This window comes from Pseudomonas sp. P4_C8, assembly GCF_056401975.1.
The window spans coordinates 80,427-103,520 of the sequence record NZ_JBFUIH010000017.1 but is presented as its reverse complement, the minus strand read 5'-3'; the positions used below and the strand labels follow the sequence as shown (position 1 = coordinate 103,520).

The 23,094-nt window shown below is 52.2% G+C and carries 19 protein-coding genes and 2 pseudogenes; 8 read left to right on the top strand and 13 right to left on the bottom strand.

Features of this window, described 5'->3' with window-relative positions:
* Nucleotides 1–212: 212 nt before the first annotated feature.
* A pseudogene (locus AC1DWM_RS13095) lies at nt 213–353 on the top strand (UDP-glucose 6-dehydrogenase); the annotation flags it as partial.
* Nucleotides 354–473: 120 nt separating this feature from the next.
* Nucleotides 474–1,898, top strand: a complete 1,425-nt coding sequence (locus tag AC1DWM_RS13090) for an undecaprenyl-phosphate glucose phosphotransferase (RefSeq protein ID WP_477795346.1) — start codon at nt 474–476, stop codon at nt 1,896–1,898.
* 48 nt (nt 1,899–1,946) lie between these two features.
* Here the strand turns inward: AC1DWM_RS13090 and AC1DWM_RS13085 are convergent, their stop codons facing one another.
* From AC1DWM_RS13085 to AC1DWM_RS13035, 11 genes and pseudogenes are all read right to left on the bottom strand, one after another.
* Entirely contained in the window at nt 1,947–3,083 is a 1,137-nt protein-coding gene (locus AC1DWM_RS13085) for a glycosyltransferase 61 family protein (RefSeq protein ID WP_223512830.1), read from the bottom strand.
* 87 nt (nt 3,084–3,170) lie between these two features.
* Nucleotides 3,171–4,313, bottom strand: coding sequence for a hypothetical protein (locus AC1DWM_RS13080; protein ID WP_477795345.1), 1,143 nt, complete (start codon nt 4,311–4,313; stop codon nt 3,171–3,173).
* Nucleotides 4,314–4,724: 411 nt separating this feature from the next.
* The gene (locus AC1DWM_RS13075; RefSeq protein ID WP_223512825.1) at nt 4,725–5,465 is read right to left on the bottom strand and encodes a WecB/TagA/CpsF family glycosyltransferase; all 741 of its coding nucleotides are present in this window, start codon (nt 5,463–5,465) and stop codon (nt 4,725–4,727) included.
* Nucleotides 5,465–6,652, bottom strand: a complete 1,188-nt coding sequence (locus AC1DWM_RS13070) for a glycosyltransferase family 2 protein (RefSeq protein ID WP_477795344.1) — start codon at nt 6,650–6,652, stop codon at nt 5,465–5,467. Before AC1DWM_RS13070 ends, AC1DWM_RS13075 begins: the two co-directional genes overlap by 1 nt.
* A complete protein-coding gene (locus AC1DWM_RS13065) occupies nt 6,649–7,851 on the bottom strand; it encodes a glycosyltransferase (protein WP_477795343.1) in 1,203 nt (400 codons plus the stop codon). Before AC1DWM_RS13065 ends, AC1DWM_RS13070 begins: the two co-directional genes overlap by 4 nt.
* Nucleotides 7,852–7,926: 75 nt before the next feature.
* Nucleotides 7,927–8,850 carry a DUF535 family protein gene (locus tag AC1DWM_RS13060; protein WP_223512811.1) on the bottom strand — a complete coding sequence of 308 codons (924 nt, stop codon included), beginning with the start codon at nt 8,848–8,850 and terminating at the stop codon, nt 7,927–7,929.
* Between the two features lie 7 nt (nt 8,851–8,857).
* Nucleotides 8,858–9,835: a glycosyltransferase family 2 protein gene (locus AC1DWM_RS13055; RefSeq protein WP_477795354.1), complete on the bottom strand. Its 978-nt coding sequence runs from the start codon at nt 9,833–9,835 to the stop codon at nt 8,858–8,860.
* Nucleotides 9,836–9,840: 5 nt separating this feature from the next.
* Nucleotides 9,841–10,365 carry a serine O-acetyltransferase gene (locus AC1DWM_RS13050; protein ID WP_223512808.1) on the bottom strand — a complete coding sequence of 175 codons (525 nt, stop codon included), beginning with the start codon at nt 10,363–10,365 and terminating at the stop codon, nt 9,841–9,843.
* A 7-nt stretch (nt 10,366–10,372) separates the two neighbouring features.
* Nucleotides 10,373–11,329 carry a glycosyltransferase family 2 protein gene (locus AC1DWM_RS13045; protein ID WP_223512805.1) on the bottom strand — a complete coding sequence of 319 codons (957 nt, stop codon included), beginning with the start codon at nt 11,327–11,329 and terminating at the stop codon, nt 10,373–10,375.
* Nucleotides 11,330–11,453: 124 nt separating this feature from the next.
* Nucleotides 11,454–11,813: pseudogene (locus AC1DWM_RS13040) on the bottom strand (oligosaccharide flippase family protein); the annotation flags it as partial.
* A gap of 420 nt (nt 11,814–12,233) precedes the next feature.
* Nucleotides 12,234–13,193 (bottom strand): glycosyltransferase family 2 protein, encoded by a 960-nt coding sequence (locus tag AC1DWM_RS13035; protein WP_223512802.1) that lies wholly within the window; start codon nt 13,191–13,193, stop codon nt 12,234–12,236.
* Nucleotides 13,194–13,475: 282 nt separating this feature from the next.
* On the opposite strand from AC1DWM_RS13035, the gene AC1DWM_RS13030 reads away from it, so the two are divergent.
* The 6 genes from AC1DWM_RS13030 (at nt 13,476) to AC1DWM_RS13005 (ending at nt 19,297) form a co-directional block, all read left to right on the top strand.
* Nucleotides 13,476–13,649, top strand: coding sequence for a hypothetical protein (locus tag AC1DWM_RS13030; RefSeq protein ID WP_223512800.1), 174 nt, complete (start codon nt 13,476–13,478; stop codon nt 13,647–13,649).
* A gap of 676 nt (nt 13,650–14,325) precedes the next feature.
* A complete protein-coding gene (locus AC1DWM_RS13025) occupies nt 14,326–14,790 on the top strand; it encodes a hypothetical protein (RefSeq protein ID WP_477795342.1) in 465 nt (154 codons plus the stop codon).
* Between the two features lie 433 nt (nt 14,791–15,223).
* Nucleotides 15,224–15,769, top strand: coding sequence for a polysaccharide biosynthesis/export family protein (locus tag AC1DWM_RS13020; RefSeq protein WP_223512796.1), 546 nt, complete (start codon nt 15,224–15,226; stop codon nt 15,767–15,769).
* 26 nt (nt 15,770–15,795) lie between these two features.
* On the top strand, nt 15,796–16,911 hold the full coding sequence (locus AC1DWM_RS13015) for a porin family protein (RefSeq protein ID WP_223512964.1): 1,116 nt from the start codon (nt 15,796–15,798) through the stop codon (nt 16,909–16,911).
* A gap of 20 nt (nt 16,912–16,931) precedes the next feature.
* Entirely contained in the window at nt 16,932–18,497 is a 1,566-nt protein-coding gene (locus AC1DWM_RS13010) for a GumC family protein (RefSeq protein ID WP_223512793.1), read from the top strand.
* Nucleotides 18,498–18,508: 11 nt separating this feature from the next.
* Nucleotides 18,509–19,297, top strand: coding sequence for a CpsD/CapB family tyrosine-protein kinase (locus AC1DWM_RS13005; RefSeq protein ID WP_223512791.1), 789 nt, complete (start codon nt 18,509–18,511; stop codon nt 19,295–19,297).
* Nucleotides 19,298–19,346: 49 nt separating this feature from the next.
* Here AC1DWM_RS13005 and galE read toward each other — a convergent pair whose 3' ends face one another.
* Together galE and AC1DWM_RS12995 are read right to left on the bottom strand one after the other, a co-directional pair.
* Nucleotides 19,347–20,324 (bottom strand): UDP-glucose 4-epimerase GalE, encoded by a 978-nt coding sequence (galE, locus tag AC1DWM_RS13000; protein WP_477795341.1) that lies wholly within the window; start codon nt 20,322–20,324, stop codon nt 19,347–19,349.
* An 81-nt stretch (nt 20,325–20,405) separates the two neighbouring features.
* Entirely contained in the window at nt 20,406–23,090 is a 2,685-nt protein-coding gene (locus tag AC1DWM_RS12995) for a glycoside hydrolase 5 family protein (protein ID WP_477795340.1), read from the bottom strand.
* Nucleotides 23,091–23,094: the final 4 nt, after the last annotated feature.

The following is a 23,094-nucleotide window of genomic DNA, read 5'->3' as shown; positions in this document are numbered from 1 at the left end:
ACCGTCCATCGATTTCTTTAAAACTTTGCAATCCCTTCAAATCCGCGACAAATCGAACACGAACAAGCACTTGATGGCATTTAGCCCCAAACAGTTGGAAATCCCTAATACGACAGAGTGTCATTTTGCTGACACGCTTTCCCGACGCTGGGCTATACCCTTTTTGAGAGTTCTACTTTCGTTATTTCAACCGTCTTACGAGGCACGCCAATATGGACGTGAGCGTATTTGGTACGGGCTATGTTGGCCTGATACAAGCAGCGGCACTGGCCGATGTCGGACATCGCGTCTTATGTGCCGACATTGATCCAAACAAGATAAAACAACTGCAACAAGCAGTGCGAAATCTCTCAATTTGGTGGTCGGTGGCTTACCACAAGCAGGAGTGGCTTGGCGGTAACGCGGGCGCAAACGGTCTCTAGCGAGGCCAGTTTTGACTGAAGCGCGACATCATTGAGCGCGAGGATCTAAATATGATTTTTGAGCCCAATACTAGTCGTTCCGTTCTTCAGAGAAGAAGCAGTACCAGTATCGTTATTCAGGCTGGTCTCGATGCTGTCGCAGTGACCGGTGTCGCGTGGTACCTGATCAACTATCACATCGGCTTCATATCGCAGGCCTATGTCATCATGGTCCTGTTGCTACTGGGGGCGTTGGCCGTCGTATACGATCACTATGCTATTTACCGAAGCAATGTCGGCTTCGCTGTCAAAACTTTTAAGCTTCTCAAGGCATGGACGGCCGTTTTTTGTTTTCTTGTTGCCATTGCCTTTCTCACCAAACAAAGTGAGCAATACTCACGTTTGTTGGTGGGTGAGTTGTTTGTTATCGGGTATTTCGCGCAGTTGCTTTTGCACCTCGCAACACGCGAAGTCCAGAAAAAGTTCCTGGCCCATCCGACTCATAGGAACAACGCACTTATTATCGGCAAGGGAGAGCTGGCCAACTTCCTTCACCAGAAAATCAGCAATAACCCCTGGCTGAGTGAACAGGTGGTTGGGGCAGTGTTGATCGGGACGGATGAGGATCATGTGGAAGATGGTTCAAAGAATCCACATCGCTTAAAAATACTGGGCCATATCTCCGACCTACATGAACTAGTTGTTCAGCACTCCATTCGTACCGTCTATTTCGTTACGCCTCTGGATGGTTCAAAGGTTATCAAAGACGTTTATTTAAAGCTGTTTGATAAACACATCGCCGTAAACTGGGTGCCGGATATTTTTTCACTGCGCTTGATCAATCACAGCGTACGTGAAATTGCCGGGATTCCCGTGCTGACCCTTTCTGAAACTCCGCTGATGGGGATGCGGCTGCTTCTGAAGAACCTTGAAGATAGAGTCCTGGCCTTTCTCATCTTGCTGATTGCAGCACCGTTGCTGGCGGTAGTCGCCATTGCCATCAAGCTCGACAGCCCTGGGCCGGTGTTCTTTCGACAAAAACGCATGGGGTGGAGTGGCGACTCGTTCCGTATCTGGAAATTCCGAAGCATGGTCGTCCATCAACCGGAAGATGGCATCGTCAAACAGGCTGAAAAGAACGATCCGCGCACTACCAGGGTGGGCGCCTTTATTCGCAAAACAAGCCTGGATGAACTGCCGCAGTTGTTCAACGTGTTGATGGGGGAAATGTCCCTGGTGGGGCCGCGCCCCCACGCCATTGCGCACGATGCGCAGTACTCACCCGACATCTCGGACTATTTTGCCCGTCACAACATCAAGCCAGGGATCACAGGCCTGGCTCAAGTGCGTGGCTTTCGCGGTGAAACGAGAGATATAGAACAGATGATTCGGCGGGTTGATTCGGACATTGAATACATCAACAACTGGTCGCTCTGGCTCGATTTCGTCATTCTTCTGCGCACTTTGCTTGTCTTCTCCGGCAAGCATGCCTACTAGTCGATTCCGAGGGGCGCTATAGAAGTTACGACCCCTTCACCTACTTGATCAGCCTACAAAAGTGTCGACCGGAAATAGATCCAGGGTGCGCTCAACCTCATCGGCGTCGATTCTAAAACCGTCGCCATCGGGTGTGCCCACTACAAAACCAAAGTTTTGATGATCGCGATCCGTTAGATATTTGAAAAAGCAGAGGAACCGATTGGGAGGCTGCAATACCAGCAGCGAACCACCAAGCGGTAGTAGGTTAACACCGTGTATGAGGTGACTACCCTCGATCCCTACCACGACTCTTGCACCGGCACAGGCCGCGACGATGGTAGCAACATCAGACCTTGCGGGATCGATAATGCGAAATCCTCTGCGGTCACGCAGATGTTCAGCTAGTTCCATTTCATTTCGTAACAAGCGCAATTCACCCTTGTTGCCGCGCAGAACAAACACGCCAGGATGGGAATTATATTTTACGTGCGACAGCAACCTTTCACCCATCGCACGAAAGCGAAAGTGCTTATGTCGATTTTGACTTAGATCGTCAAAGATCACGAGCTCACGAAAAAATGCGTTACGTAGACGAACCGGCGTCATACCCAGCCAGTCTTCATAACCGGGGGCGTGAAGAATGCCGGTCTTGGCGGTAGAAACGAGGTTGGCGGGCAGTGCCGTGGTAACTGGAATACCCTCTTCGCATGCCATAGGGTAAGTTATACAATCATCCATCAACCATGAGCCGAACCATTTATTCCCGCCCGCCGTGCAATAGATCGCTCCGCGATCAATTTCGTTTTCTACGCGAACTCTTGGCAGCCATTGTGATCTTGGCGACAACCATGATTTGGCATCGTCTTTATAGATAGCACCATCAATTAACCATACATCTTTAAGCAGGTAGCCGTGCGTTGGGCCATGTTCAAAACTGCCTACGCCCTCCATTGTTCGACGGGGATGTTCGAAGGGATAAAACAAATCGCCTGCCCATCCCGTCACGCGTTCGAGCTGATTGGGCAGGAAAAAAGCAGGCGGAGCAATTGAGGTTTCGCCAGGAGCAATTTCCCAAGTCTTGACGGCCACACTTTGCAAGGTCAATGGCGGTTTTCGTGTAAATCGTGCTTTTAGAATATGTTTGTACGCAACAAGACTCCACCTCGACTGACTGCTATTCGCCAATGTATCGGTGCTCGACATATTAACCTCCACCCTGAGGTAAACACACAGAAACTTAGTTTATAGCCCATCACGTAAAACTCCACCTCTCAAAAGCAAAAAATACATTTACCCGGATATGATACTTTTTATGATAGGAGGGGCCTTTAAATGATTGTAGCGACTGCGCAAGGTGTCGAGAAGCATAGCTCCGGGTTCTTTAGCGCAATGAAGATATACTTTTGAGAGTCCACCGAAGCCCATTTCACGATATCGATTCGTAACTTCCTCATCAGTCCGACCCTCGGGCAGTCCAAGATGAAGTGTCAATTTTTTACCTTCGACAGCAAATAATGGTGTTTCCCAAAGAAATTGCGCTACGCCCTCTTTCGGCAGTCGTACAAACAAATAGCCATGATTGCCCAGCGTATCGACATCCCCTCCACGCCTTCTTTTCCACTCGAGGAGCCCATCATCCGGACGCGCCAGACACGTACCGATATCGTAATAGTCAAAACCGTTTTCTATCGCCCACTCAAGTGCCATGAACGTAGTTATAGAGTTGATTTCACGCAATTTTTTTGCATCTGAAAACACTGCATCCGGATAGCCGAAGCGGATCGTGCTCCAGTAGCGCCTTTCCCCTCGGGTAATGGTGCACCCCAGATGGCAGGCCACTACCTCGTCTTCCAGCATTACCAGGTCGAGTCGCCCGAAATTTTTTGCCACCCTTTGAACCTCATGCGATTCAATCTGAGAGGCCGCTGCGCCATGCCGGGCTCTGGCATAAGGTTGAAGCATTTCCCGATCTGCTCTTTCAATCTCGTCATCGTTCAATGCTTGCTTCATGCGATAACGCAGTCGGTTTTTACGCAGATTTCGCCGCAGCTCTGTATTGTATCTTGCGGTAATGTCCTCTATTGGCCTGCCCAAGGGCACGACTGCACTCAGAGACTGAGGTATATGCAACGCGCCCAAGGTCGGCATTTCACTCACTAGCACCGAGTGCCTTGATTTATCTGATTTTAATTTTCTATCGACCACTTGAGGGTCGGCACCCAAGAGAACTTGCACAAATTCCCGTCGTGATTTACGACCAACATAGAGAATATCGTAAAAACTGTCTTCCCGAAGTCTGAGCCTGACAATTTCCCAGCGCCAAAAACATGTTCGCGCGAGTAATTCATATAGCTCAGCGAGTGATTTGCTTAGCTCAAATCGCATTGAAGGAGATATTAGCTTACGCATCAGTATTGCTACATATTTTTTCATCTGTTCAACGGCGCAAGTTAAGTGAATTTTATTTAAGCTTTAAAATCAACAGGATAGTCATTCGAAACAAAAGCTGAATTGCCAGGCTCGCCCTTAAGACCCGCAGTACACCTTTGCTGGCACGTTTGTATGATCTGCCATCTCTTAACGCTACACCACGTTTTTTCTTGCGAGAAATTCGTAACTATCTTAATAAGGCCAAAATTATCTGACACTGTCTGACTGTCACCAAACTGACAAAATTGCTTCTAATATGTCCAGCAGATCGGTAATCCTCAATGGAGTAAAGATGCCAAGTTGGGGTTATGCAAGATCGTTGTGGCGCCAGCGGCGTTTTTTTTATGGCCCCGATTTTTGCGGCCGATCGTGGGCCAAAAGGTAATGTGCCCCAAGGGCAAGTGAGAGCACTCGCTAAGGAGTTGCCCCTCTGTAGATCAGCATGCGAAGCAAGAACATCGGATTGCCAACCAGATAGCGACTGAATAATCGTTTTGGCTCCTGTATCAGCCTGAACACCCATTCACAACCGAGACGACGCACCCATTTCGGCGCCCGATCAACTTTGCCGCCCAGAAAGTCGAGGATAGCCCCACCGCAGACAATCAGACATGGCACACCGCTGGCGGCTAGCCTGGTCGCTACGACCTCTTGTTTGGGCATGCCCATTCCCAGCACAACCAATTCTGGCTGCCAGAGCCTGGCAAGGTTTACATAGGTATCCGCTTCCGCAAAACCATGGTGCGCAGACACTACATTTACCGCAAATAGCGCATCACTTCGTTTCGCCGCATTAGCTAGAAAAGCCTCTTCAGTGCCCCAAAATGCCACGCGTCGTCCTTTGAACGCGGCCAACAGTTTGGGAATAAAATCCGTGCCATTCATGTTTAACCCCGGCGCCATTCCAAGACGACGAAACAGCATGGCCATGCCGGAGCCGTCTCGCAGTAAAACGTCAGCAGATGACAACGCCTCGTAGTATTGATTGTTAGCTGCTACCAGGTTCATGGCGTGCGCGTTGACGAATCCAAGCACTGTTGTTACGTCAAATCTGGATAAATCATCAATCAAATCCTGTTGATCGCCAACATCGCTGACCAGCCTCAGTTTCGAGACAATCGTTTTCCAGTTGTCCTGCCAGGTCAGAGCACGCATCACGTGTCATCTCGCTTCGAACGCACCCACTTAACCTGGCGCTTCATTAAAAATCCCAGGTATAGGGGTATTTTTTTCAACGCGTAGAACGGCGCATACAATAAAGTAGAAAAAGATATGATCCCGCGACCAAATTGGCTCCATGCCAGCAAGACGGTCACACCCAAGATGCCCAGCCCGGCAGAAGCTATCAAGGAGGGCGCCAGGACGCCAAAGAGCACAAACACCAACCAGGACAGGCTAAACGCCGCTCCCAGTATCAGGGTCAGTAAGGCCAACGGCGGAACCAACAAATCCAGCGTCATAGCCAAAAGACTCCAGTTGCCCCCACTAATAGACTCCACGATCAACTTTGGCGTATCACCGAGAAGTACCCCCAGGTGACCATGTTCCCAACGCGTTCGCTGGGTCCTTAAACCTTCATCACTGCGTGGAAAATAACTGGTCACCAAAGCGTCTGGGCAAAATAAAGGTGGTTTGCCGCTTCGGCAGAAATCCAGGCCCATCTTCAGATCTTCGACGATGTGCCCACTGGCCAAATTGATTAAAGGCAGATCCCGCCAAACGAACGCCATGCCTGTGCCCATTAACTGACAGGGCAAGCCAAGCCGAGCCCACCCTTTGGGCCGCACCAGGTTCTTCACACACCAGGCAAACTCGGCAAGCCGCACTTTTAGCCCGGCGCCTTCTGGTGCACGCATCAGATTAAGTGATTGAGTAGGCCGCCCTGATTCGATGCAACGCACTGCCAGCCTTTCAATAGAACCCTCGACCACCTGGCAGTCGGCATCAACAATGATGAGGACGTCCGGCGCACTGCTCGTCAAATGACGCACGCCAAAGTCCAGCGCATAGCCCTTGCCGCGCTGCTGATCATTGCTGCGCTCCACCACCTCGGCGCCCGAAGCGCGGGCGTGCTCGGCTGTGTCGTCAGTGCAGTTGTCCGCCACCACCAACAGGCGATCGCCAGCAAGCAACTGCGGCCGAATACTATTTAACGTTGCGACGATGATCGATGATTCATTGTGTGCAGGCACCAACACCGCCACTCGCGGCCGCGATCCTTGTTTCGACGCAGGCGATCGCACAGTCAGGCAGGCCAGCAACACCTGGATGAACAGCACCAGCACCGGCAACAGGATGAGTAGCAGCAGTGCACAGAACAGCCAACTGAAAAATGTGATCATGTTCGATCCTTAAACAGTTTCGCCAATTTGGTCGCTTCGGTATCAATATCGTGCCGCTCCAGCACTCGCTGATAAGCGGCCTCGCCCATGCGCTGCAACACTTCGACAGGTTGCGCGAGGCAGTCTGCCAGCGCTGCCGCCAAGTCCTCTACCGCGCCCGCGGGAAACAACCAACCGTTCTCACCCTGGCGCACCAACTCTGGAATGCCTGCCACATAAGTCGTGAGTACGGGCCGGCGCAGGGCCATGGCTTCCATGATGACAACAGGCAAGCCCTCGGCGAAACTCGGCAGCACCATGGCCCGCGCCGCAAGAATTTCCTCACGCACCTGCGCGCTGCTAATCCAGCCGGTGATACGAACCTGAGCCTCTAAACCATGCTGCGCAATCAGGGCTTCAATTTCCTCACGCAGTTCCCCATCGCCGGCCAGCACTATTTCAAACGCTACGGATTGCGCTGCCAGAATACGGGCGGCCTCCAGTAACAACAATTGACCCTTTTGTTCACTCAAGCGCCCCACACAAACCAACCGGGGGGCAGCCGGTAAAGCAACTGCCGGCACGTCGTGAAAGGCTCGTTCCAGGCCACAATGCACCAATTTGACTTTTGCCCAGTGCGCATGAGGCACCCAGCGAAACAGCTGGCTGCGCCCATAAGAGCTGACGGCCACGACAAAAAATGAGCGCTGAACTTTCTCGCCCAAATGAATAAACTGCGGTTTGTCGAACTCTTCAGGACCGTGCACGGTAAAGCTATAGGCGGGCCCGCCAAGAGCATTGGCCAGCATCACTACTTCGGTTGAGTTAGTGCCGAAATGCGCATGCACATGCTCGGCACCGAATGCCTCTAACCAAGACAGCAAGCGGCAAGCCTCGAACAAATAGACCAAATGGTACGGCAAGGGGCGATCGGCATGTCGGCCCATGCGTAACGCCAACCACAGCGCCGATAAAAAGCGCCGCGGCTTGGCGCGCAGCACCTGGAACACAGGCACCAACAGGTCTTTGACTCCACCCTGGAGCACATAAAGGGTTTTATCGCGTTCCGACACGTCCTCAGCATCCACCAATTCGGCATCCCAGCCACGCAGCGCAATGCGCTGCACTTCCAAGCACTGGCGTTCTAACGCCAGAATCTCGCGGCGGATGAAGCTATGGCTGACCCTGGGGTATTGATTGATGAAATAAGCGATACGCATAGGAACCAAGCTTCGATGTCGTGGCGGTGAATTATGACTGCAGGCAAACCCACAGTCGTACGGTGATCACGAACGTCAATGTGCTAAATAGCGGCCTTTCAACACCTTATCTATTGCTCTAAATGTGTCATCTAGATGCTCATAGCGCCTGCGGTACATGGCGCGCTTTTTTGAAGGAATAGAGTCAAGCGGCTTCCTGGATGAAGCCATGGGAATCTCAAAAAAGTCTTCGCGCTCTGAAGGTGTCGCCCCATGCTCCAACCAGATCGAATCATAATTTGCCGCAAGCTCTTGAGCTTTTTCACCGCCGAAATACGGATGACGATGATGGCGATACCCATCCCCTACCGCATATATTTTTCCAACACCAATATTCATTGAGATGTATTTAATAGTCTCAATCAAAAAACTTCTTGGCCGAAGACCTTCAAAATCTTTTGTAAGCTCCCGGTAAATTGCCAAGGACTTATCATTCTCTATCCCTTTGTGTATCCCTTGAACTGCACCGATGAAAATACAAAGCTCAATCTCGGTGTAGCACAACGTGAAGGCTATCGATGCAACGCGCAAATTTCCCTGAAACAAGTTCAGCACCAGCTCTCCTTCGCGCATAAACCATACGGGACGATCCAGAACCAAGGAGCAACCCGCAGACCACTCTGATAAATCACTCAAGATAAAGCGGTCATTGCGCCCGAAAAGCAAAAACTGTGGACAGCTTTTTGTGACCACTTCGTAATGTGAGGCTAATACGCTAAGCCTGGCCTGGGAGTCCCATCTTCTACTAATGTATGGCCAATGAACAACACCGACACAGTCGGTCCCCAGCTTCTCAAGTCCAGACTTTCCCAGCGCATTTGACATGCGCGACAGAAATAATTTCAGATCGGACCAGTTTATTCCAACCAATACCAGGAACTTCAGCTTGTTTTTCAACGCTCTGACGGAATACCCAGCATGTAAAGAAAGCACGCTTTTTAGTACCAGCCAATAACTCATAGAAGTCTCACTTGTATTCGATCAACGCCGATTTACCGGTGCCGAATCTGTCCAATAGAAACTTGACTTGCCCAAGCAACTCGGGGAATTTCCCCAGCACGAGAAAGAAAGCCAGCAACCAGTTTTCGCGCGCGGTTCTATCGCCCCGACGAGCCAATCGCGCTACCTGCAATGGATAAACCAGCAGCAAAAGCAGCCCAAGCCACCCCAGCATCAAGCCCGCAATGATAGTCGCCAACGGAATCCCCAAGCCCCAAAACCAGGCCCGACGCGACTCACGCCGCCAGTGTTGCTCCGGTGCATTCCCATGCAGAAATGCGCCCTCGGCAAAGGCGTAACCACCGCGCAGAGTACGCCACCACCATTGGCCAAAACGAGTCATGGCCGCATCATGCAAGGTCATGTCGCCATCCAGGCGCCAGACCTTCCATCCATTCGCACGCAGACGCAGACACAACTCGGGTTCTTCCCCGGCAATAAGCTCCGGTCGAAAACCAGACACAGTGGCAAAAGCGTCGGCCCTTATCAGCGCATCACCACCACAAGCCTTGGTCTCACCTAGCGGCGTATCCCATTCGAGATCGCACATTAAGTTGTAAATCGAGCGCTGTGGAAATCGTTCGCGCCGCCGCCCACAGACCACCGCAACCTGAGGATTTTCATCAAGAAAGGCCTGTGCCCGAGGCAGCCAGCCTTCGACCACCTCGCAATCACCATCGACAAACTGAACATAACGTAACGCCGGCAATAAGCGTCGCACACGCGCGAAGCCTTCATTACGCGCGCGCGCAGCCGTAAAGGGAACCGTCATATCCAACTCGACCACTTCGACCCCAAGCTTCAGCGCCATCGGCACTGAACCATCCGTTGATCCTGAGTCGACATACACTGCCTTCTGCGCCACACCGACCAGCGAAGAAAGACAACGCTCAAGCCGTAGACCTTCGTTACGACCGATAACTACAACACCAATACCAGTGGCCATTGAGTTCATAAGCATTCCTTTGCTTCTGTGCACTTTCTTTTCTTGATAGTTGCAGGCACGCCCACGGCAATCGAGTCGTCGGGTAAATCTATGAGCACCACGGCATTGGCACCGATCACAACATTATTACCAATGCGAATATTGCCCAGTACCTTGGCCCCGGCGCCGATATCAACATTGTTGCCTATCACCGGGGCAATGGGCTCATCCACATTTTTTAGCCCCACCACCACGCCGTTGCGGATGCGGCAATCGTCGCCGAACTGCGCATAGCCACTGATCACGATTCCACCGAAATGATCGATAACGAAGTTACGGCCGACCACAACCTCACACGGCAGTTCGATACCCGTCACGATCTGCACAAACTTGAAAAGTACTTTGTATATAAAAGAGAACAGCTTGCGTAACAGCGCCGGACGCACGCCGTAGCGCCAGCGCCCAAAGCGATAAACCAGCATCACCCAGAAGCCCTGAGCCGTCCAATCCCCACCGTATGCACGCAAGTCGGCACGTATGAATTTGAACATAAAAGATCTACCGTGTTGGTTGGCTGGCGAGGCGGGTTTCACGCACCAATATCCAAGTAACTTTAGTATGCTGCCAGCACGCCTGGATAGACGCCCAATCACGGCCTTTCAATAGAGCCTTGAGCGCCAAAATTAGATCTCCAAGGCTCACCAGTGCCATATGAAAAGCCAAACCCGCCAGGCCGTGGTGCTTGCGAAAGTACAACAGCTCGCTTTCGATCTGAAACTTGGGAAGTTGACGGCTGGCCGTATTTAGCTCGTCAACAGATTTGGCACTTTCTCCACCGATATGCACCACCGTGGTATGCGGGTAATAAATCACTTTCCAACCAGCCTGTTTAACGCGTTTGCAGTGGTCAACTTCTTCGTAGTAAAGAAAGTAGCGCGGATCGAACAAGCCAATCTGGTCGATGACTTCACGGCGGATTAGGTAGTAGCACCCAGGCACCCAGTCGCACTCACGTACCGACTCATGATCCCAAGCCATGTCGTCGACCTTCTTCACCCCAGGAAAAAAGCGACCGAGTCCTGTTCGCGCAATGAAGACATTCAACGGAGTCGGAAAATACCGACAGGACGGTTGCAAGTCACCTTCTCGCCCAACTAACCGAACACCCAGGACACCGCAATCCGGATGCGCCTCCATGTATTCGAGGGTCATGCTCAAGGTGTCGGCAGCAATAAAGGCATCGGTATTAAGGAGTAACGCGTATTTACCTTGCAGGTGCTCGACTAATTGATTATTGGCCCGACCAAAGCCGATATTTTTATAATTGGCCACTTGCAATGCCTCTGGACAAATGTTTGCCAGGCATTCGAGAGAATTATCGGAAGAGGCATTGTCTACCACCAAATAGCGCGTGCGATCCGCACTGTTTGTTTGTCTTAACGCATTAAACATCGGCTTTAACAGAGCCGCTGTATTATAGTTAACGACTAGCACATCAAGGGAAACACTAACCATTGGATTGCCCACCCAAAACGTGCTGCACTCTCATTGCTATAAGCTTCGGCTCAACGTTTTGATCGTATACACCGCTGCGCTGCTTGATGAGGTCGATCCACGGATAAGTGGCACAACGCTCTTCGAAAACGACCAATTCCTTGAGCGCAGAACGGTCCCTTTTTAGACGGTTGGACGGGCCCTCAAACCAGAAATGCCCCGGCAGAGTGCTGACCATTGTTGCAACCAGACCTGAAGCCACCAGCGACCAGGTAGACCGGGTGAAGTAACCGAGGGCCAGCAAGACCAGAAGGTCTGCAAGCTTGGACGTAAAAAGGATGACACCGCGCACAATCTGCACGGTCCACACCGTATTAAGGAACACCGCATCGTCGTCATTTGGACTCTGGATGATGTTCTGGCGCAAGCCAACATCGGACAGAATGTGCAGAACCATCGAAACGGTGGCGGCGGCCATGATGCCAAGCATCAGCAGCCGTGCCATCGCCGGGTTGCCACCCAAATCAATGGCTTGAGACGTAACACGTGCGCCAAGATTCCACGCCCTAGCAGATATCGCTCGCTTGTGCAGGTTCAACGATGGCGATAAATCAACTGGCATTACAACTACCCCGGATTCAATGGCACGCACGAAAGGTACTATAGTCGCATTTGGCCATTGCGCTAGCCGCGCTACGCAGGCATGAGCCTTTCGGACGCATCGGGTCTGACAAGTTGTTAGCGGCCAGCCGGCTACTGATGAGCCTGAGTTATCTGCGCGAATCGGGAGTGCAGTATCCGGGATCAGTTAAGTGTTTTGGGGTCTGGACACCGTTAAAGCCATGCCGCGAACTGGACGCCTGACCCCGATTGCCGCAGAGCATTACCCAGTGCTGGCCAAGCGTGGTTCATGCACATCGGATTTTCATCGGGAACGCTTGCCCGACTTCACAATCAGTGCCACCACACTGCGCCACGAGCTGATGTCAAAAGGCATGTGCGTAAGTGCTCGGATTCCCAATGCTATGGCGTCCAATTTATTACCGCTTTGATGAGTGCGCCATGCAGATCCCATTAACATCCCCCCTATCTGTTTTGCTGCACTACTAGCACTGTCGGCGCTACTATCGGGAATTGTTGGCGGCTGATCGCGCTGAAGATCATCTTGGCCATACATCTTGCGCTGAACTTGAAACTTTCTGGCAATATCCTCGAAGAAAATACGCTTTGAATTGGTTTGTGTATGCGTTATCGACGCTTCATGTAATCTGTATTCGTAGGCTATCCGAGGTAAGTACATGACTCGACCGAAATTGGCTAAGCGCAGCTGGTAGTCGATATCCTCACCCGTTTCAAAATAGGGTCTGAATCCGCCGACCCGATCAATTGCACTTTTGCGAACAGCATAGGTACAAAAATGCGTTCTCGTGCACCCTAAATTGAGCTCCTCAGTGATATCTGAGCCGATTTCGCCGGTCTCTAGCTGGGTGACGAGTAGCCCTGATTCATCTAGTGCAGTAAATCCCCCACACACAGCCGCATAATCTTGATTGTTGTCAAGCCACGTTACTTGATGGTCGATTCGGCCAACCGGGTAAAGATCATCTGCATCGCAGCGCATGACTATGTCTCCCCGCGCCAAAGCCAGGCCGATATTTAAGGCTGCGGCAATGCCTTTGCCCGGGCCATCTACGACTTGGATTCGCTCATCCTTGATATTCAACACCAATTCCAATGAGCGGTCGGTAGACTTATCGTTGATGACAACCACTTCTAAGCTAATGGTAACTTCGCGCAATATTGACGCCAGCGCCTGAACAACGAACGGGGCTGCGTTGCGCATGGGGACAAGTACGCTAACCTTCGGGACAGTGTTAGTTTTCAAATTAGGTTCTTCCCCTGCGGCTCAAGTGATTTAAACATTGAAACAAGCAGCAGCTTCCACCCATCGATTGAATCGGCTGGAGCATGACAGCCTTCAATCCGTAGCAAAGTGCCGTCATATGCTGCCGACTATTCCATGCGCCCTGCCATATTGAACTCCAAATTGCTTTTGCAAGGCACGATCATTCCCCGGGCTTGAGTGTAGGCCAAATTCGATGTTTAGCCCCTCTAGGGATTCGCCGAAAAAATTCCCTTTTCGTGCTATATCGACGTTTTCAATCTGATGTTTACAACCCAATGGGCGCGCACTGCTATTCCGGGCCGCTTGCTGCAAGTACCTCTTGGCCAGCAACAGCTTGTCGACCCGCTCACACCCACTATGTTGGTCGCCGTGCCTTCCTTGGGTGGCAGACCACCACTGGCCAAATGGATGCATCCGGTGCTGACTCGCGACTGAGATCGATATCTTCTCTACCGGCCGTTATTCATGAAGAAGAGAGACCGTTTCCTCATCACCTCAAACGCAATCCTGCAGGGCCTCCCGATAAAGGTCGACGTGTAACGATCGGCTTTGGGTGGGCTGTCTTCGTAGCTCCGGGGAATGAGCTCCAATGCATACGATGCGTAGAATCGGCAAGATCCTGGCGCTTGCCAGAGACTCATTGTGAACAGTACTTGCGCTTCGAGGCGCAGCTTTTCCATTTCCGTAGGGCTTCGTTCATCTGATTGACGGCTTGGATTTTGAGTTGTTCGGAGTAAAGCGGGTACTCAACGAAAAGTACGTGGTATTAAGAAAATTGAGAACAACAGTTATTAGCATAGTAGGCCAACACGTGAGGCTTGTTTTCAAAACCTACGCTAAGCGTCTAAAAGATAACAATAAAACTATTTGTGGCAGTGCTCATTTGCAGGTACCTGAATCCGGGGCTATTTCATGGGAAAACAGTCCATCCGCTGATAACGGAGTTATTTATTGTGTCGACATTTTGACGCCATCCGCCGTGTTTTTTATTTCTGCGTATTGTTGTGACGAGCTATTGACGTGATGGCTATGTGCTTATACGCTCAACTTAGCTTGGTGAAGATCTCCCCCGCCCGACAATTGAAATAACCTCTGTCAGGAAGGTTGTGCTATGCGTCCACTACTTTTCCTTAAGTCCTTTCTGGTAGTGATGCTCTTTAATGGTGTGGCTGTTTTTAATGCGCAGACGGCCAGTTTTTCCAATGAAAATAGTCACATAAGCAAATCTTGTGATGCTTTAAGTTATCAGGTTGACAGGGTTCTCGAAGCACGTTCGGGTAGCGAGCTACTTACTTTTGGACGCAGCCTTTGCGTGCATTCGATGATCAGCGATCTCTACTTCGCCAGCACTCAATCTGCCAAACTCAGCAGTTTCATTCATCAGCCGGACTCAACCTGTGACGACTTAGTGCCGGCGATAACCAATGATCAGGTGATGGTTGATCAAAATGTCCAGGAGACAGGTTTGACCGGCACATCGAATCAGCCGAAGGCCGTAGCGCTCTCTGCTCTTGCATGGCTATTTTTTTCTGCGTTATTTGGTTTTGTTGCCGTAGCCAATCGACGAAAAGTGTAATTGACGTCTTCATGTTTTTGGCGATGCCAGTTGTTCTGGTGGTAATTTTTACTGTCGTTCGAATATATGAATTTCAAATGCTTTTACTTGATGTTCGATTGATTGAAGTTGACGTCGGCTGATTTTCTGACAAAAAGCGCGCGAAGGGGTAGTTATAGTGGCTGTGGCTGGCGGTGTTTCAGTTGAGCGGAATTTTCGGACGACCATGATGCAGTTAATTTGACGTGGAAAAGCCAGGGGGGGAGTATTTAGATTCAAGTCATTGTTAAATATTAAAATTTCGCTATCTGAGGCCATACTAAATGAAATTTACCGCCGACAAGCTTGATGCAGGTGCTGTCTTATGGTTTCTTTGGCATAAAATGGGAGTGAGTGAATTGACTCCGTTTTTGTGTGAGACTCCTTGCATGGCTGCTTAGGCGGAGGGATCCCAATGTTGCGTTTATTGTTATCTGCGCTCTGTGCGCTGGTTGTTTGGCCCAGCATTACCAGTGCCAACGAAAAAAACTCGGTTTACCTGCTAAATCGCGGGGATGTCATTGTTATTACCGTTTGGCGCGAGGAGACTCTAAAAGAGGAAGTGCATGTACTTCCCGATGGCAGCATCACTTTTCCGCTGGTGGGGCGAGTCGAGGTTGCGGGGCTTGATTCCACGGCAGTCGAAAAGGTAATTGCCAAAAAGCTCGAAGCGTTCATACCCGATCCGAACGTGAGCGTTGTCGTCAGGGACCCCAAGGGCAATATCGTCTACGCGCAGGGCAAAGTGCTGAAACCCGGTTCAGTGCAGTTGGCAGGTCCAACTGCAGTACTGCAAGTGTTGAGTATGGCAGGTGGGCTCGACAAATTCGCGGACAAAGACGCCATAAAAATTGTGCGCAACAAACAGGTACTGCCCGTCCATTACAGCGATTTGATCTCCGGACGTGATATGTCCACCAACTATGAACTCCAGGCCGGCGATACGCTGGTCGTGCCTTGATTTTGCGCGAGATATTAGGGTTTAGCTTGCTTGTACTACGAGGGGCCGGGGTTGCGACGGCGATCTTTGTTTTGCCGTGTTCGGGGGCGGCCTATGCTGCCACCTGGCAATCAGCAATCGCACTGCCAACGACTGTAGAACACGATAGCAATCCACTGCTTGTTGGGAACAACGAGAAGGCGGTGACACGGACGATTATTACTCCCGATGTGAGCTTCATGGGAACTTCCGACCAGGATCAGTTGAATATCGGTCTCGGATTGAACATCGTGCGCTCGTCTGATACATCCGTCGTTAGCAACCGTGAAGACCCAAAACTGCTTCTAGGGTGGCAACGTGAGACCGAAACAGGGGCGTATGGACTTACGGCGAGCTATGTCGAGAACTCGACGCTCTCCAGTGTGGTTCAGGAAACGGGTGTGATTGCCGCCGATGGTACGCAAAAGCAATATTCGTTGGGCGGCAATTGGCGCACCGCGCTTAGCGAACGAAGTACCTTGGTCAATAAGACTGAATACACAGACTTCAAATACGATATTAATTCTCTGACCAGCTATGACGAGCTTTCGAACCGCCTAAGCTTGAATTATGACTGGAGCGAACGCGTCGTACTCGTCACGGGTTTTTCCGCGAGTCGCTATGAGCCTGAGTCGGGCTCCGGGCTTGCATCCTCAAACAGCTACACCCCCACTGTAGGTTTGAACTTTAAAATCTCCGAGCAACTGGAGGGGGCCGTGTACGCTGGTGTCAACCAGGTCACGGGTACGGACAGCAATCCCACAGGTCAAGGCGGGTTCACTTTGCACTATGCCGGCGAGCGTTTTGACACAACGCTCGACGCCAGTCGCAGTACGATCGCCAACGGCGATGGCGGGTTCGTCGAGAGTAATAATCTGCGGGGGACATGGAGTTATTCCATCGACGAGCTCAGTCGTACCGGTCTGGATACCTCATGGCAAAAAAACAAAGGCGATACGTCCAATACCCTGCGAAATTTCAATGTCTGGGCCAGTCGAGAATTCTCACCTTTTTGGGTTGCGCGCCTATCCTTCACTTACAAACAACACCAGCAAGATGGCTTGCCGGATGCCAGCGCTAACGTCGTCGGGTTAACCCTGACCTATAGTTACCCCGAACTCTGAAATTCAACGTTGTGAGAACTATGGCCTCTGAATACGAAATGTCGGTCAACGACTACATCGCAATCATCAAGCATCGAGCCGTGTTGGTGGTCGTGAGTATCGCGGCAATACTCGCGGTGAGTGTCTTGGTTGCGATCTCCATCCCTCCCGTCTATGAGTCGTCCAGTACTATTCTGGTTGAGTCCCAGCAGATTTCGCCAGACCTGGTTGCGGCAAACAACAATACCTTTGCCGATGAGCGCATCGAAGTCATTCGCCAGCGCGTGATGACTCGCGAGCACCTGCAAGAGATCATCGACAAATACAATTTATTTTCTTCGCAAAGCCAGCAGTCGAGCGTCACCGAGAAGATCGATGAAATGCGCAATGCGATTGCCGTTTCCCTCGTCAGTGCTGCCGTCAAGGGGCGCGGAGAGGTGACAATTGCTTTCCGCGTTAGCTTTGAACACAGGCAACCAGAGATCGCCAACAAAGTAGCCAACGAGCTGGCGACACTGTTTCTGGATGAAAACATCAGGCAGCGCACCGAACGAGCCAGTGAGACGACGGAGTTCCTGACGCAGGAGGCAGACAAACTCAGGGTTGAACTGGAAACCCTGGAGAACCGGCTGGCGGACTTCAAGCAGGCTCACAGCAACGCGCTGCCTGAGCATCAGAAATTGCGTATGGATATGCTGTCGCGCGCCGAAACCGAGCTTAAGGAAGTCGACCGAGACTACAAGGCTGCCCGTGAGGAATTGCGCTTCAATGAGTTGGAAGTTTCCGCCGCCAGCGCCGGTGTCGCGAGCAAACCCGGGGCGTATGGTGCGGCAGCGGAGAAGCCGCAGGATCTGGGTAGCCTCAAGGCGGAGTACACCAGATTGCTGTCGATCTATACGCAAGCTCACCCTGATGTGCGCGCCGTCAAACGCAAAATTGCTGCACTTGAGGTTGCCCAGGGTACCGGAGCAGGTGCAGTGAGCCCGGTTAGTCTGGATGTTGCCAAGGCGCAGGCCCGGGTCGCGGCCTCAGAAGCGCGCATCAAGTCGCTGGCCGATCAGAAGCGGGAAATACTCGGCAAAATAGAGGCCTACGAGGCGCAGATTCTTGAGACGCCGCAAGTCGAGCGCGGCATGGTCACGCTGATGCGCGATCATGAAAACGCTCGTAAAAAATATGAGGAGATTCGCACCAAGGAAATGGGGGCGAAAATTTCAGAAAGCCTGGAACAGGAAAACAAGGCCGAGCGTTTTGTTCTTCTTGAGTCGCCGCTGATGCCCGAGAAGCCAGTCAGGCCCAACCGTAAGAAAGTGGTTGCCATGGGCTTTTTGCTCGCCCCGGTAGGCACTGGAGCACTGGTCATGCTGCTGGAGATGCTGAATCAGCGCGTGCGTGGTGTTGAGGCTCTGGCCAGTGTGTTGGGTCGACGCGTATTGGGCACCATTCCCTACATTCACACCAAGGCGGAACTCGCACACCGCAAGCGGTTGCGAAGGTTTCTGATCCTCTGTGGATTCGTGTTGATCGCGTGCCTATTGATCCTCGTGCACTTCTTCTACATGCCGGTGGACCAGATGGTGTTCAAGGCTCTGGCGCGGTTTGAATAAGGAATATAGTCATGGAAATCATCAAGTCAGCGAGCGATATAGCCGAGCAACAGGCTTCGTCAGGTCTCGTGATCACATCGACAGAGCAGCCTCCAACGCTCAATGCCCTCAGTTATGTGCAAACCAAGGTTGTACCTTTGCGGGCAGACCACCTTGAGCGTCATCGCATTGTGGCTTACAACAAGAATTCGAGTATGAGCGGGGCTTTCGATTTGCTACGTACGCAGGTTTTGAAAGCCATGGAGGAAAATGGCTGGCGCACGCTTGCCATCACCTCACCGACCCCGGACTCAGGTAAAACGGTAGTGGCGATCAACCTGGCGATGAGCATCGCGCATCACACCACCAAGACGGCGTTGCTTGTGGACTTCGACTTGCGTCGTCCGAGGGTGGGGGGCTGCCTGGGTATTCCGATGGAAAAGTCGCTCAATGAGTTGCTCGCCAATGAAGCTGAACTGCAGGACGTGCTGATCAATCCGACCTTGCCGCGGTTTGTAGTCCTGCCGACACGAGAGCCGATTCCTCTCTCAGCAGAGGTGCTGTCATCACCCGCGGTGAGCCTTTTGATTAGCGATCTTCGCGAGCGCTACGACTCGCGTATTGTGATTTTCGACTTGCCACCGGTGTTGAGTTCGGACGAAGTGATTACGGTCTTGCCTAAATTCGATTGCGTCCTGCTTGTGGTCGCCAACGGCATGAACAGCAAGAAAGAGATCGAGGAAAGCCTGCATCACCTGGCGACAGCCAATCTGATCGGCACGGTGCTAAACAAAGCCGAGCCCAGAACCTCTTACTACTAGTAGTACTGCGTCCGCCTGAGGCGCTCGGTGTTTTCGCCAGCACCGACGTTCAATTCCAGGGATACTTCTGCTCCCAGATCCAGGCGTGCGCCACTATCTGTTCAAGTGAGGAAAATCGCGGTTGCCAGCCAAGCAATGTATTGGCCCTCCGGGAATCAGCCACCAGGCGAGGCGGATCCCCGGCCCGTCGCGGCGCTTCGCTCACGCAGATATTTTTCCCAGTCACGTAGCGCGCGGTGTCAATCACTTGCTGTACAGAGAAACCTTGGCCATTGCCGAGGTTGAACGCCGTGCTTGCACCTCCATCGCGCAGGTAATCCACTGCAAGCGCGTGAGCCGCAACGAGATCGACAACGTGGACATAGTCGCGAATGCAGGTACCGTCAGGCGTGTCGTAATCACGGCCATAGACGGTGATTGATGTGCGCCTGCCAGAGGCCGCTTGCAGGATCAGTGGCAGCAGGTGTGTTTCCGGTTCATGACGTTCACCCAGCTGTCCTTCAGGGTCTGCACCGGCGGCGTTAAAGTAGCGCAGGCAGACAGATTTGAGCCCGTAGGCGCGGTCGAAGTCTTCAAGCACCTGCTCCACCATCCACTTGCTGCGACCATAGGGGTTGATCGCGACCTTGGGATGCTTCTCATCGACAGGTACATACACCGGGTCGCCATAGACGGCGGCGCTCGAGGAAAAAATAAAGTTTTTAACTCTGGCGCGAACCATGGCTTTTACCAGCGTCAGGGTGGCGCAAACGTTATTTTGATAATACTTGGCAGGTTCAGTGACGGACTCGCCCACCTGTATAAAAGAGGCGAAGTGGAACACGGCATCAAAGTGGTGTTCCGCAAACAGGGCGTCCAGCGATTGCTCGTCGGCAATGTCCAGTTCGACCAGTTTCCCGCCCATCAACGCGCCGCGATGGCCTGTTGAAAAGTTGTCTGCCACCACCAGTTCGTGACAGGCGCCCAGTAGCTGCTTGACCATGTGAGAGCCGATATAACCCGCGCCACCAATAACCAAAAATTTCATCCCGACCTCCACTCCCCTGTGCAAGCACAGATTGAAACGTCAGTGCGATCCCGCTGACTATCGCGTTAAAAGATTAGTTGGCTATTGAGTCGCCGATGCGCTGGATGATGATTTGTTGACAGGGCTTGGCTGCTTGTTGCTTGAGGCTGTGGCTTGAGTGACGTCTTTTTTCAAAAACAACCAGTTCGACGCCTGTTGGCCGTCGAATTTGATTGTATAGCGGCCATCACGGTAGGTAGCAGGCAGTTTTTTCATTTGCCCAAGAGTGCCGTGGGTGAACAGTGTCAAGTATTGCGGTGCCTGTATGGTCAGCGTTCCTTCGAGGGGCTCTACATAAAAAGGTGTTTTACCCTCGTCCTGGGGGACGGCGCGGGTGCCCAGCGAAATCAGTAAATCCTGCGATAGGTTCACAGGCGCGGCGTCCAGGCTTTGCACTACCACACTGGCATAAGCCGTCTTCACTTGAACCTGGATGTCGCCAAGGCTGATCGACTCACCGCCGATCCAGCCGGTGGCGGCCTGGGTGCGCGGCGTATTGATGGTGTAGATGCCTTGTTTCCAGTTGCGTTTGAGCTCGCCCGTATCTGTCGTGGACTCGTTGGCATTGGCATCTAGTAGCGACTGGTCAGGGTCGTGATACTCCTGCGCATTGCCTGCAATAACGCTCTGTTGCAACCAGGGCAATTCTGGTGTCTGTGGCATGGCAATTTGCAGCTTGCCTTTCTCCATCGCAGTACGCAGCAGAGCAGAGTTAGTCGGTGTGATCAGTTGGTTGAACAGGGTGTCTGGCGTCGGTGCGAAGATATAGGTCGTGCTGGCTTCGCGAACATCAGCGCGGCGATAGAGCAAAGCGGCGGCAGGCATTGTGGCCAGCAGTGCGGGGTCGTTATAGGCGTGCCAGTTGCTGGCAGTCATCCATTCCCCGGATAGCGGTTCCTGACTGTAGGCATATTGCATCAATGCATCCCAGCCTTGGTGGCTGGCGGTGCCGGCGATATACAGTGGCAGCGAGTGGCGGTCGGGTGTCGGGAAGGGTTCATTGTTCCACTCGGTGACGGTCAGAGGTTTGCCCCTGACTTGGCCGGCAGCGATCCAGTTGATCAAGCCGTCGCTGTTGAGCGGGTTTTTCTCCAGCTGCCCAGGGCCACCGTAGCTGTGGGCGTCGATTACGTCGCCGGAAGTAAGGGCCGGCAGGGAGCTGAGGCCATCACCGCCCCAGGTACTGGTCGTGGCGATGGGGACCTTCACTCCCACATCACGCAGGTACTGAATCATGTCTACGTCGAAACGTCGTTCCAAATCATTGAGGAACAGTTTGGAGGGTCCATGCTCCCAGGAACGCCAGGTTTTGCTGGGCGATAGATTGTGCTGGTTGGCAAACGCTGCGGCTTCGGCCATGTAAATCTTGTTGTGCTTTGGAACGTTCTTGTCGGGTAGCAGGGCATTTCCAAAGTGATGAGTAATGTCATTTTCGTTGCTAATCAATACTGCGGCGATCCCCGGATCGTCTTTGTAGGCGAGACCGGTATAGGTGTTTACATGGGTCAAATAGGCTTTGGCAAAACGCTTCATCGCCTGTTGAATGGTGATATTTACGTAGGCGTAGCCCTTGAGATCGGCGTGGTTACTGCTGTTTTTTGGCATCTCTTCGAAGCCATAAATGTTGTCTTTTGCAGTAAAGGCTCGCTCGACGTGCATATCGAGCCATACATAAATGCCCTCGTCTTTGAGACACTTGATCCACCAGTCAATTTTTTTCAGCGACTCCGGGCTTAGTTGCTGGGTGTTCCGCGTGAGGTCAGGGTCGCCAAAAATGTTGGGACTGACCCATGGTGAGTCATGGTGGTGTAGTCGCACGAGATTGAAACCAAGTGCGGACAGGCGTTTAGCCTGCTGCTTGATTTCATCGTCTGGCGTGCGGAACAGCGCATAAGACGTGATGTTGGTACCCCAGAAGCGCGCCGGGGTGTTGTCGGCGAATCGCAGTTGCTCGCCGGACGCTTTGACGAAGCCGCGCTTGCCTGCTGGTTTTTCATCAGCGTTGAGAAAGGACAGATCGACCGGTGAGGTTTTCCAATCGAGCTTGCCACTCGGCCAGCTCTTTGGGTCCGCCAGGCCGAAGCGCTCGGTAGTGGTGGGGCCAAGTGCCACATCGCCCGATATGCTTAAGGTAGCTTTGAAATTCTGATGACCGGGCTTGATCGTGTTTTTGTAGAAAAAAGCACGCACTTCAGATCGACTACCCGGTTCAAAGTACACACTCGCCAGTCCAGGCTCAAAACGCATCTCGATATGTCGCCCTTGTGCATTCCCCCATGACCAGCCTCTGTTGTCAGGGAGCAAAACCGGCTCGCCCATTTCTCCCGAGAAAAGGGCTGGGTCGAACTTGAAGACGACCCCCCCGCCCATCACGTCCAACTTCGTGCTATGTGCATCCAGGGTAAAATCCCAAGTCAGTTTCTGCTCGTTTTCCTTCTGGATTTTCGTACCCAGGTCGAAATCCAGTGCTTTGTTCTGGCCTGAGAGGGAGTATCTGTAGGGGGCGTCTATCTTGAACTCGGTTGGAAAACTCACCCAGCCCCAGTTGCCCTCAAAGAAGGTGAATGAAGAGGAAACAACGGGACTACCGCCGTGGATCAGAACTGGCAGGCCGCTTTGATCATCGACACTGGCGACCCAGGCTGACGCCCAGGTGCTAAACGGCCAAACAACAAAAGACAAAAGAACCGGAACCAGCAAACGGGTGTGGCGAAAAAATTTGGCCATGGGG